The following is a 16,008-nucleotide window of genomic DNA, read 5'->3' on the forward strand; positions in this document are numbered from 1 at the left end:
TCAGAAGCCCTCGCGAAGCCATCGTCCGACCTTTCCGAAGTAACCGTCTGTCCCTGTCCTGAGCTGCCGCGTACGCCGCGGTTCGACATGTTCAAGATGTGCGTATTGCGGATAGACCAGGAGGCCCGTCGGCACCGAGAACGAGGCGCCCTTCGCCTCGTTCGGCAGCCGGCCGAAGCCGAGCGGGCGGCCGATGCGGACCTGACGGTTCAGGATACGGGTGGCAAGCTCGACGGTGCCGGTGAGCTGCGACGCGCCGCCGCTCAGCACGACGCGCGCCCTCGGCTCTGCCGCAAAGGGAGAATCCGCGAGCCGGTCACGGACCATTTCGAAAATCTCCTCGGCGCGATGCCGGACAATGTTGGCGATCGTGGCGCGGGACACGATTTGCGGAGTCTCCCGATCGTCGCCTGCAGTGGGAACGGACATCAGCTCGCGCGAGTCCGAACCGCCGGTCAGCACCGTGCCGTATAAAGTCTTGATTCGCTCGGCATCCGCAATGCACGCGCCGATGCCGCGCGCAAGATCCATCGTGATGTGTTGCCCGCCGAGCGCAAATCCGGACGCGTGCACGAGGCGGCCGCCGGAGTAAGTCGCGATCGTCGTCGAGCCCGCGCCCATCTCGACGACGGCAGCACCGAGATCGGCCTCGTCATCGGTCAGGACCGACAGGCCCGCGACATAGGGGCTCGACGCCATGGCTTCGACGTTGAGATGGCAGCGCTCGACCACCAGCATCAAGTTCTTTGCAACCGTCGCGTCCGACGTCACCACATTCATGTCGACGCCGAACTGGCGCGCCACCATGCCTTTGGGATCGCGGATACCCTTGACGCCGTCGAGCGCGTAGCCGACCGGCAGCGCGTGCAACACGGTGCGGCCGGCGCCGGCGGCGTGGCGCATGCCGGCCGAGGTGACGCGGCTGATATCGTCCGCGGTCACCGAGCCGCCGTGGATATCGGCCGCGGCTTCAACCAATTGGCCATGCAGCCGGCCGCCGGAGACCGACAGCAGGACGGATTCGACACGGACCTTGGCCATGCGCTCGGCTAGCGCCACGGCATGGCGCACCGCCTTCTCGCATTCGGCGAGATCGACGACGGAGCCGGCCTTGACGCCGCGCGACTGGATCTGGCTGTAGCCGATCAATTCGACCGCATGGGTGCGGCCGCGCAGCGCCTCGTTCGGCGGCGACGGCCTGAGCCGCGCGATCATGCAGGCAATCTTGCTGGAGCCGACGTCGAGCGAAGCCACCATCGCGGTGCGCTTCTGCATCGGGCGGGTCTTCGGGGTCAAATTGCGATCGAGGCCGGTCATGCGGAATCACCGGCCTTCTTCTTGGACTTCTTGTCCTTGAACAGCTCGTCGCGCGCCTTGCCGGCTTCCTCGGACAATTGCACGATCAGCCGATCGGGCAGCCGCATGTCGACGGCGACGATGTCGCGCGAGAACAGTTTCTCGTCCTTGTCGAGCTTGGAGAGCGCGGCCAGCGCGTTGCCGACATCGTTCTCCGGCAAGCGGACGTCGAGGCCGTCCTTGAGGCGCAAGTTCCAGCGCCGCTCGCCGACGAAGATCGCGGCCTTGGTCACCGAGCGCACGTGCGGATAACGGTCGAGCAGCGCCAGGAAGTCCTGGGCCCTGACATCCGCGCCCTTGCCAACCACCAGCGGCAGATTGAGGAAGCGGCGCGAGACGTAGGGCTCGAGCACCGCGCCGTCGGAGGCGATCACCGACAGGCGGCCGTTCTGCTGCCACAGCGCGAAAGCGGTGCGCTCGACGATGTCGATCTGCAACCGGCCCGGATAGAGTTTGAGGATCGTGGCGTCGGCGATCCAGGGATTGGCCTTCAGCTTGGCGCGCACGGTATCGGCGTCGAGGAACAGCAGCGAGGAGCGGCCATTGACGCCGCCGATCGCAAGCACCTCATCCTGGCTCAGCTGCTTGCGGCCGTTGATGCCGACGGTGGTGATGCGGAAGCCTGCGGAATTGGCCAGCGCGTTGCGGGTGTCGCTGAGCGCGGTGGTGAACTCCTCGAGATGGCCGCCCCTGACGATGCCGAAGCCCAGGCTGCCGAACAGGATCGCGAGCGTCGCGACCAGGCCGATGCGGCGCGGCAGATAGCGTTCGACCAGCAGGATGTAGCGGTTCGGCGGCTCGCGATCGATCATCTGCGGCCGCCTGGCGGGACGCCGGCGGCGACGGGCGAGATAAGCGCCGACATACTCGCGCAGCAGCATCGCCGCTCCAATAGCGGCTGCTTTCAGGTCAGCTTGAGGCCCCAGCGATCGCAGCGATCGGGTGAGGCGTCCTGCACCATCCATTGCACGAGCTCGTCACATGTTGCGCCCGCAAACCCTGCGGGGTCCCGGCACAAATCACGTCTCGGCTAGACCGGTGGGATTAGAGAGGCCCCCTGTTCCCTGGTTGCGATCCTCGAAGCGGTAATCCGCGACAGCTCACGCCCCGGCAGCCAAGCGCTACATGCGCCGCCAGCGTTAACCTTCGGGCTTCCTGGTAAACAAATGGTAAAGGAGTTCAGCCTGGAGTGTATTTTGATCAACGCTCTGAATACTTTGCCGCGAACCCGTTAGCATTTTAGCAACAGCGCCCGGGTTCCATCCGGCCGAGTCGGCCGGGTTCCCGCCCGGTTGCCCCTTAACTCCTGGCGCGGCGGCGGCCGAGCTCGATCTGGTCGGCCAGGAAATCGGCAAAGGCGATGCCCTGTGCTTTCAAGGCCTTAGGGTACAGCGATGCCGCGGTGAGGCCGGGCAGCGTGTTGGTCTCGAGGTAGACCGGGCCATTGGCCGACACGATGAAATCGCTGCGCGAATAGCCGGTGCAGGACAACGCGCGGTGCGCCCGCAACGCATGGTCCATGATCGCGGCGCTGACCTCGGGCGCGAAACGGCCGGGGCAGATCTCCTGGGTCGACTTCAGAAGGTATTTGGCTGTGTAGTCGAAGCCTCCCTCCGCCGGCACGATCTCGATCGGCGGCAGCGCGAACACCGTGCCGTCGGATTGCTCGAGCACGCCGCAGGTCGCCTCCACACCCGACACGAACGGCTCGATCAGATAGTCTTCGTGCTTCGCCGCATTGCGGACCGCGACGAGGTCCTGCTTGGCGTTGACGAAGATCAGCCCGTAGCTCGATCCGTCCCTGGCGGGCTTCGCGATCAGCCTGCCGTGCTGGGCGAACGCCTCATCGAGCTGTGCGACCGATATGCCCTGCGGCGCGTTGAGGCCCGCGATCGCGGTGAAGCGCTTCGCCGACGGCTTGTCGAACGCCAAATGCGACGACGCCGAGCCGGAGCCGGTGAACGCGACGCCGCGCATCTCGCACATCGCCTGCAATTCGCCGTTCTCGGCGCGGCCACCGTGCAGGCCGAGCACCAGCACGCGCTGCTCGGCGCCTGCTTTGTCGAGTGCCTGATCGAGCGCGATGCCGCGACCATCGGGCTTGAAGTCGACCTCGAAGGGCCGCGTGTGGCCGAGCAGCTGTTCGGACGTCACCGCATGCACGGTGTCGTCGACGTCCCAGAACCAGAGCTCCGCGTCGGGCAGCGCGCGGTGCAGCGCCTGCGCGCTCGCCACCGAGACCAGCCGCTCCTTGTTGGTGCCGCCGAACAGAATGGTCACGTGCATCAGCTTTTCCCGATCCGCTTGATTTCCCAGTGCAGCTCAATTCCGCTGGTCTGCTTGACCCGTTCGCGCACCGTCTCGCCGAGGGTCTCGATGTCATGCCCGGTGGCGTTGCCGGTGTTGATCAGGAAATTGCAGTGCATCTCCGACACCTGCGCGCCGCCGACCTTGAGGCCGCGGCAGCCGGCGGCGTCGATCAGCTTCCAGGCGCTGTTGCCGGGCGGATTCTTGAAGGTCGAGCCGCCGGTCTTCTCGCGGATCGGCTGCGCGGTTTCGCGATGGGCCTGCACCTCGTTCATGCGGGCGCGGATCGCATCCGCATCGGTGATCCTGCCGCGGAAGCGCGCCGAGGTGAACACGATGGACGGATCGACGCCGGAGTTGCGATAGACGAACTTCATGTCGGCATTGCCGAACGAGTGCTTGGTGCCGTCACGGCAGATGCCGGTGGCCTCGATCAGCACGTCCTTGGTCTCGCCGCCATTGGCGCCGGCATTCATGCGCAGTGCGCCCCCGACCGTGCCGGGAATACCGAAGAAGAATTCCATGCCGCCGATGTTTGCCGCCGCCGCCGTCTCGGCGACGCGCTTGTCGAGCGCTGCGGCGCCGGCGGTGACGACATCGCCGGCCGCACTGGTCTCGCCGAACGCACGCGGCGCCAGCCGGATCACGACACCCGGCATGCCGCCGTCGCGCACGATCAGATTGGAGCCGACGCCGACGACATAGACCGGCAGCTCCTGTGGCAGGCGCTTCAGGAAATAAGCGAGATCATCCTCATCGGCCGGCGTGAACAGCACCTGCGCCGGACCGCCGACACGAAACCAGGTCAACTCGGCCAGCGACTGGTTCGCCAGCAGCCGCCCGCGCAGCTCCGGCATCGCGGCTTTCAGGTCGGGCGTGATGTCGGGGAAGGTCATGCTGCGACAACCGGCTCACGAGCTGGATTGAGATCGCGTTGCATTGCATCTCGCGTCAGCGCCCGGGGCTTACCCCTCTCCCCAACCCTCCCCCGCAAGGGGGGAGGGAGCCGGATGAGTGTGCTCACCTTACGTCGAGTCACAACCGCGCTTTGACTCGTTGCACGAGTTAGGCAGGCACCGGCGGAAGGGTTCCCTCCCCCCTTGCGGGGGAGGGTTAGGGAGAGGGGTGAGCCGCATGGGCGGTGCTCGTGATGAGCAACGAACATCATCACCCCAGCGCCTTCAATTGGTCGGGCAGTGCGTAGGCCCATTGCGTGATGTTGCCGGCGCCGAGGCAGACGACGAGGTCGCCGGACTTGGCAAGGCCGTGCACGATCTTCGCGAGCTCGCCCGCGTTCGGCAGCGGGACAACGTTGCGATGGCCGTGGGCGCGCAGGCCGGCGGCGAAATGATCGCGGTCGATTCCTGCGATCGGTGCTTCGCCGGCCGGATAGACCTCGGCGACCACGACCGCATCGGCATCGTTGAAACAGGTGCAGAATTCCTCGAACAAGGATTGCAGGCGGGTGTAGCGATGCGGCTGCACCACGGCGATGATCTTGCCGTTGGTGGATTCCCGCGCCGCCTTCAGCACGGCCGCGATCTCGACCGGATGATGACCGTAATCGTCGATCACGGTGATGCCGTTCGTCTCGCCGGTCTTGGTGAAACGCCGCTTGACGCCGCCGAAGCCGGCCATGGCCTGGCGGATCACATCGTCGGACACGCCGAGCTGATGCGCGACCGCGATCGCCGCCGTCGCGTTCGATGCGTTGTGGCGCCCCGGCATCGGCAGCATGATGTCGGCGATCTCGTGCGTCGCGCCGGTCTTGCGATCGCGGATCGCGACCTTGAACTTCGAGCCGCCGCCCATCGGCGTCAGATCCAGCAGCTGTGCATCGGCCTGCGGATTCTGCCCGTAGGTGATGATGCGGCGGTCCTCGATCTTGCCGACCAGAGTCTGCACCACCGGATGATCGGTGCACATCACGGCAAAGCCATAGAACGGAACGTTCTCGACGAAATTGCGGAATGCGTCCTGGATCGCCTCGAAGGTCTTGAAGTGATCGAGATGCTCGGGATCGATATTGGTGACGATGACGACATCGGACGGCAGCTTCAGGAAGGTGCCGTCGCTCTCGTCGGCCTCGACCACCATCCAGTCACCGGCGCCGAGCCGCGCATTGGAGCCATAGGCATTGATGATGCCGCCGTTGATCACGGTCGGATCGAGCCCGCCGGCGTCGAGCAACGTCGCCACCATCGTGGTCGTGGTGGTCTTGCCATGGGTGCCGGCGATCGCGACGCAGCTCTTCAGCCGCATCAGCTCCGCCAGCATCTCGGCGCGCCGCACCACGGGAATGCGCCGCGCGCGGGCCGCCATCAGCTCGGGATTGTCGCGCTTGATCGCAGTCGAGACCACGACGACGTCGGCGCCATCGACGTTCTCGGCGGTGTGGCCGACCGAGATCTTGGCGCCCTTCTTGCGCAGCCGGTCGAGGTTGTAATTGTCCGACGCATCGGAGCCCTGCACGGTGTAGCCGAGATTGATCAGCACCTCGGCGATGCCGCTCATGCCGATGCCGCCGATCCCGACGAAGTGAATGGGTCCGATCTCGCGCGGCAGTCTCATGATCCGATTCCTGATATCATCGTCCGTGCGCGCCTCACATCGGTCGCGCTGAGTACTGGATGCCCCGCTTTTCCCATGCGTGACAAGGGCTTTTTCCACCTTGCGGCCGTGGAAATGTCGCTGTTGTCAGCTACCGGCCGGTGCTGGTGATCTGACGTCACGGACATCTCCATCTCGGCCCCGGCGGCTACGCCGCTCCCGGCCGCACGGCGCGCGCGGCGAACTCATCCTGCATCTCGATGACGCGAAGATAATTGCGCAGCCGGTTGGTCTCGAGCGCGCGCACCAGCTTGTTCTGGTGATAGGGCAGCACGAGCTCGGCAAGCTGTGCGCTCCAGGCGGCGTTCATGTCGAACAACACCCCTAAGCCGAACACGGCCGGGATCTCGGCGAAGCCGAACTCCCTGCCCTGCGCCAGCTCCTCCGCCAGGAAGTCATCGATTGCGGTCATCACGCCATTGCGCGCACCGCCGGCGACGTTCGCGAATGCGGCGAAGCCCGCGCCGCGAAATCCACGGCCCTCGACCAGCACCGGGCGATCCAGTGTGGCGCCGGCGTCGTAACTGTGCGGATGGCGATACGCGGCAGGAATCTGGCCGGGCGCGTAATACATGTCGCGACGCCCGCAGGGCCAGCCGACATCGTGGACGAAGACCAGAACGGGCTTGCCGTCACGGCGGCTGATCGCCTCGATCTGCCGGAGCTCGTGATAGACCGTGTACCAATTGTGGTCGCCATCGACGATCCAGGCGTCGGCGGCATCAAGCTCGCCAAACGCATCGAGGCTGGTCTTCGCCAGGTGGCGCACATCCGGATTGGCGCTCACCCAATCGAGGAATTCGCGCTTCGGCGCCGGATCGACGCTGGTGAACCGGCCACCGCGGGCCCGGCAGTGATCGGCGAGCAGCCCCGACATGCCGCCATACTCCGCACCGATCTCGACGATGTTTTGCGCATCCGAAAGGCGCAGCGCTTCGAGGATCAAGTCCGAGAATTCCGAGACGGAGTGAATCAAAAGACCCGTCATGATCAAGTCTCCCCCGGCCTCCTGCCGGATTGGCGCATCAAATTCCGGCCACCTTGGCCACCAGATCGGCCAGCCGCTCCGCGGCATCGAGCCGCCCGACGCTGCGCGCGGCATCAGCCATCGCGGTCAGTCTCTCGGGCTCCGCGGCGAAGGCCGAAATTTCGGCCGCGAGCCGTTCCGGTGTGAAGTCGCCCTGTGTGATGCGCAGCGCGCCGTTCGCCTGCGACAGCACGCCGGCATTGGCGAACTGGTCCTGATCGATCGCGCCCGGCAGCGGCACCAGGATCGAGGGCCGCCCGATCGCGGCGAGCTCGGCGACGGTGCCGGCGCCGGAGCGCGAGATCACCAATTGGCTCGAGGCAAGCCGTGCCGGCAAATCGGCGAAGAACGGCGCGAGCTCGGCATCGATCTTGAGCCGGTCGTAAACCGCGCGCACCCGCGCCATGTCCTCTTCGCGCACCTGCTGGGTGATGATCAGGCGGCTCCACAGCGCGGGCGGAAGCTTTTCGATCGCCGGTGGCACGATGTCGCTCATCACCCGCGCGCCCTGGCTGCCGCCGACGACCAGCAGGCGCAGCGACCCGTTTACTTCGGGCGGCGTGTATTTCACCGCGGCGGCCGCGAGGATCGCCGGCCGCATCGGCGTGCCGACGGTGGTGGCCTTGCCGGCGAGCGCGGGATCGCGATCGAGCACGCCGGGCAGCGAGGTCGCGATCGCGTTGACGCGGCCGGAGAGGAAACGGTTGGCGCGGCCGAGCACCGCATTGGCATCGTGGATGATGCCGGGGACGCCGAGCATCCGCGCGGCGATCAGCGGCGGCAAGGTTGGGTAGCCGCCGAAGCCGACGACCGCCGACGGCTTCAGCCGGCGCACCACATTGGCGGCCACCAGCGTGCCGTAGCCGAGCATCAGCACGGTGCGCGCCAGCGATATCGGGTTGCGGCTGCGCACGGTCGCGCTCGGCACCAGCTCGATGCTCTCTTTGCCGAACAGGCCGGAGTAGCGCAGCGCGCGGCCGTCGGTCGCCAGCCGCACCCGCAGGCCACGCCGGATCAATTCCACGGCGAGCGCTTCGGCCGGGAACAGATGGCCGCCGGTGCCACCGGCCGCCAGCAGAATCAGGGGGGACTCAGCCATGGCGACAATTTATACCGTGATTGCGAGCGAAGCGACTTGTCCGCCGAAGTCTTGGCGAAGGCGGAAGCAATCCATGGCGCTCCCCGCGATGACGGTGTCATGCATCACGCGTAGGCGCGCCGGGCGCTGGCGCCTTCCATCGATTCGATCTCGGTACGCGGCCGCTGCCGCGTCAGCGCCAGCATCATGCCGACGCCATAGGCGAGCGACACGAACGAGGAGCCGCCATAGGAGATGAACGGCAGCGTCATACCCTTGGCCGGGATCAATTGCAGATTGACCGCCATGTTGATGGTCGCCTGCACCCCGAACAGGATCGCAAGCCCCGACGCCGCAAAGCGCGAGAACATATCCTCGGTGGCATAGGCGCGGGTCAGCGTGCGGATCACGATGAAGCCGAACAGCGCGACCAGCATCAGGCAGAGGATGATGCCGAACTCTTCCGCCGCCACCGCGAACACGAAGTCGGTATGGCTGTCCGGCAGGCTGCGTTTGGCGATGCCCTCGCCCGGCCCGAGCCCGAACCAGCCACCGTTCCAGAACGCTTCCATCGCGGTATCGACCTGGAAGGTGTCGCCGGAGGCAGGATTCATGAAGCGCTTGATGCGGCCGGCGACGTGCGGCACCAGCAAATACGCACCGAACAGGCCCGCGCCGGCGGCGCCGGCGAGCCCGAACACCCAGATCATCCGCATGCCCGCGATGAAGAACAGCGCGCCCCACACCGTGAGGATCAGCATGGTCTGACCGAAGTCGGGCTCCATCACCAGCAGCGTGACCAGCATCATCAGGAGCACCAGCGCCATCGAGGTCGCCGGCATCTCCGGCCGCTTGGTCGATTCCGCAAACAGCCAGGCCGCGACGATCACGAAGGCGGGTTTTGCGGCTTCGGAGGCCTGGATGTTGACGCCGAGCAGCGTGATCCAGCGCCGCGAGCCCTTGACCTCGGGCCCGATCAGCAGTGTCAGCACGATCAGCACGATCGAGACCGCGAACACGATCAGCGCGGTGCGCCGGATCTGCCGCGGCGTCATGAACGACACCCCGATCAGCACGATCAGCGACGGCACCAGGAACATGACGTGGCGGTTGAAGAAGTGGAACGGATCGAGCCCGATCCGGGTCGCGACCGGCGGGCTCGCCGCCAGCGACAGGATGACGCCGGCCAGCATCAACGCGGCGATCGCGACAAGCAGCAGCTTGTCGACGGTCCACCACCAGTCCGAGAACGGGGTGCGTTGGTCACGGGCGAGCATGGGCGTCCCCAGATGGCAGAGATAACGTCCATTCGTGGCGCAGGATGGTTTCCAAGGGGTTAACGGGATGGGTAACTTTTGAGGGAGGTGGTTGGCGCCCCAAGCACAGCTGTCGTCCCTGCGAAAGCAGGGACCCATACTCCGCGCGCAGGGAAAGCCGGGTGCCGATCGCACCGCCCTACCGAACGTAGGCATGCTCCATGGGCAACGCAGCTTGCGCCTGATCCAGTCGACCGCGCTCGACCAAGTCGTGGATCGTGTGCGCGAGTTCGGTCACGTCGGTGATCTTTCGAATCCACTGGCCGACATAGCGCTGCACCGCTTCGCCACCGATCCCAATCTGGATCGCACGATGCGGCAGCGGCTGAAGATGCAGGTCGCGCTCCGGGTCCCATTGAATTCGCACAGGCGAATTGGCCTTGAGCTTTTCCCAATCATCCTTGCTCATCGCTGGATCAGGATGACTTGGACAGCTATGCGCCAACGCCCACTCAAAGCCCTCGCGAGTGACGTCGATCGCAAGAATCCGGTTTTGCCCCGCGTCCTTGTAGCCCCATCCGGCGCGATACATCATCCAGAGAAATGATGGCTTGATCCAAGTCATTCGCGTCATGCTGAAGGGCGGCGAGACGAACGTGCCGGCGGCCAAGGCAGCATCGGCAATCTCGTTGTTGTAGGCCTGATAGACGCGGATTGTGTGCTCATCGTAGACGGCACGGATCTGGTGTTGCGGGATGTCATTCATGACCCGCAACTTACGTCCCGGAGCGGCATACGGCAATTCGGGAGCGCCGCGGCAGTTCGTAGGGCGGATTAGCCGAAGGCATAATCCGCCACTCAGCTTGCGGCACCAATGGCGGATTACGCTTTCGCTAATCCGCCCTACGGCGTGTCGTCACGCCACGGGCTTGACGCCGGGCATCGCCTGGACGATGTCGCGGAAGGCGGTGCCGCGGATTTCGAAATTGCGGTACTGGTCGAACGAGGCGCAGGCCGGCGACAGCAGCACGACGGCCTCCGCGAGCCCCGATGCGTCCGCATCGCGCGCGGCGCTGGCGATCGCGACGTCGAGCGTGCCGGACATCTCGTGCGGGACGCGCTCGCCGAGCGTCCCGGAGAATTCGGCCGCCGCCTCGCCGATCAGATAGGCCTTGCGGATGCGCGGGAAATAGCCGGTGAGGCCGGTGATGCCGCCGGCCTTCGGCTTGCCGCCGGCGATCCAGTAGATGTCGGCGAACGACGACAGCGCATGCGCGGCGGCATCCGCGTTGGTGCCCTTGGAGTCGTTGACGAACAGCACGTTGCCACGGCGGCCGACCTGCTCCATGCGATGGGCGAGGCCCGGGAAGCTGCGCAGGGCGTTCTGCAACACGTCGGTGGCGATCCCCATCGCCAGCGCACAGGCCGAGGCGCAAGCCGCGTTCTGCGCATTGTGCAGGCCGCGTAGCGAACCGATGCCCCCTAACCGCGCCACTTCGCTGCGCGCCGCGCCTGAGGCGCGCACGATTGTCTCGTGCTCGACATAGAGACCGTCGGGCAGCGGGTTCTTCACCGAGATGCGCAGCACGCGCTTGCCGGCGCGATCGAGCCGGTCGGCGATGTCGCGGCACCAGCCGTCGTCGACGCCGACGATCGCGGTGCCGCCCTGCTGCACACCGGCGACCAGCCGCTCCTTGACCGCGGCGTAATGCGCCAGCGTGCCGTGGCGATCGATGTGGTCCTCGCTGATATTGATCAGGATGCCGACCGAGGGATCGAGCGACGGCGCAAGGTCGATCTGGTAGGACGACATCTCGATCACATGGACGCGCCCCATCCGCGGCGGCTCGAGCGACAGGATGGCGGTGCCGATATTGCCGCCCATCTGGGTGTCGTAGCCGGCGACCTTCATCAGATGCGCGATCAGCGCGGTCGTGGTCGACTTGCCGTTGGTGCCGGTGATGGCAACGAACGGCGCGTTCGGCGCGTGACGGCGCCGCTCGCGGCAGAACAATTCGACGTCGCCGATCACCTCGACACCCGCCTCGCGCGCCTTCAGCACGCTCCAATGCGGCGCCGGATGGGTCAGCGGCGCGCCGGGGGTCAGGATCAGCGCGGCGAAATTCGCCCATGACACGGTGCGCAGATCGGCAGTGGTGAAGCCGGCCTGCGCCGCCTTGGCGACGTTGTCGGCACTGTCGTCGGCCGCGATCACTTCCGCGCCACCGGCCTTCAGCGCGTGGCAGCTCGCGAGCCCGGAGCCGCCGAGCCCGAACACCGCGACCGTCTTGCCCGAGAAGGAGGTGACCGGGATCATGGTGGCGCTCAGCGCAGCTTGAGGGTGGAGAGGCCGGCGAGCGCCAGCATCACCGAGATGATCCAGAACCGGATCACGATCTGCGGCTCGGTCCAGCCCTTCTGCTCGAAATGATGGTGCAGCGGCGCCATCCGGAACACGCGTTTGCCCGTCAGCTTGAACGAGGTGACCTGCACGATGACCGAGACCGCCTCCAGCACGAACAGGCCGCCGATCACCGCGAGCACGATCTCGTGCTTCACCGCAACCGCGGTGGCGCCCAGCATGCCGCCGAGCGCGAGCGAGCCGGTGTCGCCCATGAAGATCGAGGCCGGCGGCGCGTTGAACCAGAGGAAGCCGAGACCTGCGCCAAGCACCGCGCCGCATAGCACCGCCAGTTCGCCGGTGCCGGCGACGTAATTGATCTGCAGGTAATCCGAGAACACCGCGTTGCCGGTCAGATACGAGATCATGCCGAAGCTCGCGGCCGCGATCATGACCGGCACGATGGCAAGGCCGTCGAGGCCGTCGGTCAGGTTCACCGCATTGCCGGCGCCGACCATCACGAAGGCGCCGAAGATCACGAAGAACCAGCCGAAATTGATCACGAGGTCCTTGAAGAAGGGAATCACGAGCGACGTCGAGGACACGTCGCGCCCAAGACGAACGAGCGCGTAGGTGGCGGCGAGCCCGATCGCCGCCTCGATCAGGAGCCTGAGCCTGCCGGCGAAGCCGCTGTGCGACTGCTTCGTGACCTTCAAATAATCGTCATAGAAACCGACGAAGCCAAAGCCGAGCGTCACCGCCAGCACGATCCAGACATAGGGATTGAGCGGGTTGGCCCAGAGCAGCGTCGACACCACGAGCCCGGACAGGATCATCAGCCCGCCCATGGTGGGCGTGCCCTTCTTGGAGATCAGATGCGACTGCGGACCATCGGTGCGGATCGGCTGGCCTTTGCCCTGCCGCAGCCGCAAATGATCGATGATCCAGGGCCCGAACAGGAATACGAACAGCGCGCCGGTCACCATCGCGCCGCCGGTGCGGAAGGTGATGTAGCGGAACACGTTCAGAGCGCTGCGGAATGCCCCAAACCCCGGAACGGTGTTGGACAGTTCGATCAACCAGTAGAACATTCAAAAAGTCCTATACCGCTTCTTCGTGCGCGGCCTTGTCGGGGAAGCGCTTTTCCAGCGCGCTGACAATGAGCTTCATCTTCGATCCCAGCGAGCCCTTCACCATGATCACGTCACCGGCACGGACCGCGGCGACCGCCTGCGCTTCGAGCGCCGCCGAGCTCTCGGCATAGCCTCCCCGCTTGCCGGTGGAAAGGGCATCCCACAGATTCCGCATCAGCGGACCACAACAATATACGAGGTCGATGCGGTTGGCGGTCACGGCTTCGTTGAGGCCGCGGTGCAATTCCGGCCCGGTCGGTCCGAGCTCGAGCATGTCGCCGAGCACAGCGATGCGGCGGCCATGCGGTCCGGTCGGGGCCTGGCCGAGCACGTTGAGCGCGGCGCCCATCGAGGCCGGGTTGGCGTTGTAGCTCTCGTCGATCAGCGTCGCCTCGCCGTGGCCGACCTCGAGCGTGCGGCGAAGACCGCGGCCGGTCGGCGCCTCGAGCTGCGACAGCGACAGCGCCGCGCGCGCGATATCGGCACCGAGCAGCGAGGCGCCCGCGAGCACCGCGAGCGAGTTCATCGCCATGTGGCGGCCGGGCATGCCGATCTTGTAGGTGATGTCATGGTCCAAGATATCGGCATGCACCGCCGAGCAGGTCGCGTGCAGCGAGAGGTCGATCAGCCGCGCCTCGGCGCGCTTGTCGGCGCCGAACGAGACGATGCGCGAGACGCCGGCCTTCTTGGCCTGCTTCTGCAGCCGCGCGAATTGCCCGTTGTCGCGGTTGAGCACGACCGCGCCATTGGGCTCCAGCCCTGCGAAGATCTCTGCCTTGGCGTCGGCGATCGCCTCGATGCCGGAGAAGAACTCCAGATGCACCGGCTCGATCGTGGTGATGACAGCGACGTGCGGCCGCACCATCTTCACCAGCGGCGTGATCTCGCCGGCATGGTTCATGCCGATCTCGAACACCGCAAAACGCGCACTCGCCGAACAGCGCGCCAGCGACAGCGGCACGCCCCAATGATTGTTGAAGGATGCCACCGAGGCATGGGTCTCGCCCTGCGCCGACAGCACGCGGCGCAGCGCCTCCTTGGTCGAGGTCTTGCCGACCGAACCGGTCACCGCGATGATCTGCGCCTTCAGCCGCGCCCGCGAGGCATGCGCGAGCTCGACGAGGCCGGCGAGGACGTCATCGACCACCAGCAGCGGCGCGTCGGCCGGAAATTTGTCGCGCTGCGCGGCTTCGACCACGGCGAGCCCGGCACCCGCCTTCAGCGCCGCTGCGACGAAGGCATGGCCGTCATGGACGTCGCCCTTGATGGCAAAATACGCATCGCCCGGCGCGATGGTGCGGCTGTCGATCGAGAGACCGGTGACGCCCTCCGGCAATGCGCCTTGCATGGCGGCGCGCATCGCTTGCACCATCGCATCCGAGGTCCACAACATCGTGCTCATGCGCCCTCCTCGGCCAATGCATTCGCGACCGCCTCATGATCGCTGAACGGCAACGTCGTGCTGCCGACGATCTGCCCGACCTCGTGGCCCTTGCCGGCCACGACCAGCGCATCGCCGGGCTCGAGGCCGGCAATCCCGGCGCGGATCGCGGCGGCGCGGTCGCCGATCTCGCGCGCGCCCTTTGCGGTGGCCATGATCGCGGCGCGGATCGCCTCGGGCTTCTCGCTGCGCGGATTGTCGTCGGTGACGATGATGTGATCGGCATTCTCGGCGGCGATCGCGCCCATGATCGGACGCTTGCCGGCGTCGCGGTCGCCACCGGCGCCGAAGATCACGACCAGCCTGCGCTTCGCATAGGGCCGCAGCGCCTGCAGCGCCTTCGCGAGCGCATCGGGCTTGTGGGCGTAGTCAACGAAGATCGGCGCGCCATTGTGCTCTCCGACGAATTCGAGCCGGCCTTTGGCGCCCTCGAGATGTTCGAGCGTGCCGAACACGTCATTGGCGGCGCTGCCGGTGCCGATCGCAAGCCCCGCCGCGACCAACGCATTCTCGATCTGGAATTCGCCGACCAGCGGCAGCCGGATCGCGTGCTTGCGGCCGCGGTGCTCGATGGCGAGCTGCTGGGCGAAGCCTTCGATCGCAGCGTTCGTGAGCTTGATGCCCTCGGTGAGGTCAGCGTTGCGGCCGACCGTGATGATACGCAAGCCGCGCGCCCGTGCTGCATCGATCACCTCTCGCGAGCAGTCGTGATCGGCCGAGATCACAGCGGTGCCGCCGTCGGCGACGAGATCGCGGAACAGCCGGAGCTTTGCATTCAGGTAATGCGCGACATCGGGATGATAATCCATGTGGTCGCGGGACAGATTGGTGAAGCCGCCGGCTGCGATGCGCACGCCGTCGAGCCGATACTGGTCGAGGCCGTGCGAGGAAGCCTCGAAGGCGAGATGGGTGACGCCGTCGCGCGCGATCTCGTCGAGCTGACGATGCAGCGCGATCGGATCGGGCGTCGTTAGCGAGCCGTAGACGGTTCGCTTGTCCGAGACGAGACCGATGGTGCCGATGCTCGCGGAGGAGTGACCGAGCCGCTGCCAGATCTGGCGCGTGAACGCCGCCACCGAGGTCTTGCCGCTGGTGCCGGTCACCGCCGCGATCGTCGCGGGCTGGCGCGGATAGAATTTGGCGGCGGCGAGCGCCAGCGCGCGGCGCGGATTCGGCGTGATGACGAACGGAACGCGGCCGTGACCTTGCGGCAGATGGTCGCTGGCGACCGCGACTGCGCCGGCGGCAATCGCCGCATCGACGAAGCGCGTGCCATCGGTCCTGCTGCCGGCCAGCGCGAAGAACAGGTCGCCCGGCTTCACCGCACGGCTGTCGACCGCAAGCCCTCCGACGGCGATCGCGTCGGCACTCGGATCGATCGTGGCATCGGCGCTGAAGAGGTCGCGAAGTCTCATGATCTTCCAGTCTGGCCGGCGCCGTTCTGGCGCCGCGTGATGAT

13 protein-coding genes and 1 pseudogene are annotated in these 16,008 nt (G+C 66.3%); all 14 read right to left on the reverse strand.

Annotated features, from left to right (window positions below):
- On the reverse strand, nt 1–1,317 hold the full coding sequence (gene ftsA, locus ACOIX3_RS30395) for a cell division protein FtsA (protein WP_342727628.1): 1,317 nt from the start codon (nt 1,315–1,317) through the stop codon (nt 1–3).
- Entirely contained in the window at nt 1,314–2,321 is a 1,008-nt protein-coding gene (locus ACOIX3_RS30400) for a cell division protein FtsQ/DivIB (protein ID WP_420965636.1), read from the reverse strand. The genes ftsA and ACOIX3_RS30400 overlap by 4 nt, the downstream gene beginning before the upstream one ends.
- Nucleotides 2,261–2,529: pseudogene (locus ACOIX3_RS30405) on the reverse strand (hypothetical protein); the annotation flags it as partial. The gene ACOIX3_RS30400 and the pseudogene ACOIX3_RS30405, both read right to left, overlap by 61 nt.
- A gap of 126 nt (nt 2,530–2,655) precedes the next feature.
- Nucleotides 2,656–3,642: a D-alanine--D-alanine ligase family protein gene (locus ACOIX3_RS30410; protein ID WP_420965637.1), complete on the reverse strand. Its 987-nt coding sequence runs from the start codon at nt 3,640–3,642 to the stop codon at nt 2,656–2,658.
- Nucleotides 3,642–4,559 carry a UDP-N-acetylmuramate dehydrogenase gene (murB, locus tag ACOIX3_RS30415; protein WP_420965639.1) on the reverse strand — a complete coding sequence of 306 codons (918 nt, stop codon included), beginning with the start codon at nt 4,557–4,559 and terminating at the stop codon, nt 3,642–3,644. The genes ACOIX3_RS30410 and murB overlap by 1 nt, the downstream gene beginning before the upstream one ends.
- 271 nt (nt 4,560–4,830) lie before the next feature.
- Nucleotides 4,831–6,234: a UDP-N-acetylmuramate--L-alanine ligase gene (gene murC, locus ACOIX3_RS30420; protein WP_420965640.1), complete on the reverse strand. Its 1,404-nt coding sequence runs from the start codon at nt 6,232–6,234 to the stop codon at nt 4,831–4,833.
- A gap of 187 nt (nt 6,235–6,421) precedes the next feature.
- A complete protein-coding gene (locus ACOIX3_RS30425; RefSeq protein ID WP_420965642.1) occupies nt 6,422–7,261 on the reverse strand; it encodes a class I SAM-dependent methyltransferase in 840 nt (279 codons plus the stop codon).
- Between the two features lie 37 nt (nt 7,262–7,298).
- Nucleotides 7,299–8,399 (reverse strand): undecaprenyldiphospho-muramoylpentapeptide beta-N-acetylglucosaminyltransferase, encoded by a 1,101-nt coding sequence (murG, locus tag ACOIX3_RS30430; protein WP_420965643.1) that lies wholly within the window; start codon nt 8,397–8,399, stop codon nt 7,299–7,301.
- A gap of 104 nt (nt 8,400–8,503) precedes the next feature.
- Complete coding sequence (gene ftsW, locus ACOIX3_RS30435) at nt 8,504–9,655, reverse strand: putative lipid II flippase FtsW (RefSeq protein WP_173638004.1); 1,152 nt, start codon at nt 9,653–9,655, stop codon at nt 8,504–8,506.
- 178 nt (nt 9,656–9,833) lie between these two features.
- On the reverse strand, nt 9,834–10,400 hold the full coding sequence (locus ACOIX3_RS30440; RefSeq protein ID WP_420965644.1) for a DUF4291 domain-containing protein: 567 nt from the start codon (nt 10,398–10,400) through the stop codon (nt 9,834–9,836).
- Nucleotides 10,401–10,550: 150 nt separating this feature from the next.
- A complete protein-coding gene (gene murD / locus ACOIX3_RS30445) occupies nt 10,551–11,951 on the reverse strand; it encodes a UDP-N-acetylmuramoyl-L-alanine--D-glutamate ligase (RefSeq protein ID WP_420965645.1) in 1,401 nt (466 codons plus the stop codon).
- 8 nt (nt 11,952–11,959) lie between these two features.
- The gene (mraY, locus tag ACOIX3_RS30450) at nt 11,960–13,066 is read right to left on the reverse strand and encodes a phospho-N-acetylmuramoyl-pentapeptide-transferase (RefSeq protein ID WP_097674583.1); all 1,107 of its coding nucleotides are present in this window, start codon (nt 13,064–13,066) and stop codon (nt 11,960–11,962) included.
- A 10-nt stretch (nt 13,067–13,076) separates the two neighbouring features.
- Nucleotides 13,077–14,510 carry a UDP-N-acetylmuramoylalanyl-D-glutamyl-2,6-diaminopimelate--D-alanyl-D-alanine ligase gene (locus ACOIX3_RS30455; RefSeq protein WP_420965646.1) on the reverse strand — a complete coding sequence of 478 codons (1,434 nt, stop codon included), beginning with the start codon at nt 14,508–14,510 and terminating at the stop codon, nt 13,077–13,079.
- Entirely contained in the window at nt 14,507–15,964 is a 1,458-nt protein-coding gene (locus tag ACOIX3_RS30460) for a UDP-N-acetylmuramoyl-L-alanyl-D-glutamate--2,6-diaminopimelate ligase (RefSeq protein WP_420965647.1), read from the reverse strand. Before ACOIX3_RS30460 ends, ACOIX3_RS30455 begins: the two co-directional genes overlap by 4 nt.
- Between the last annotated feature and the right edge of the window lie 44 nt (nt 15,965–16,008).

Source organism: Bradyrhizobium sp. B120, from assembly GCF_049075665.1.
Lineage (GTDB): Bacteria > Pseudomonadota > Alphaproteobacteria > Rhizobiales > Xanthobacteraceae > Bradyrhizobium.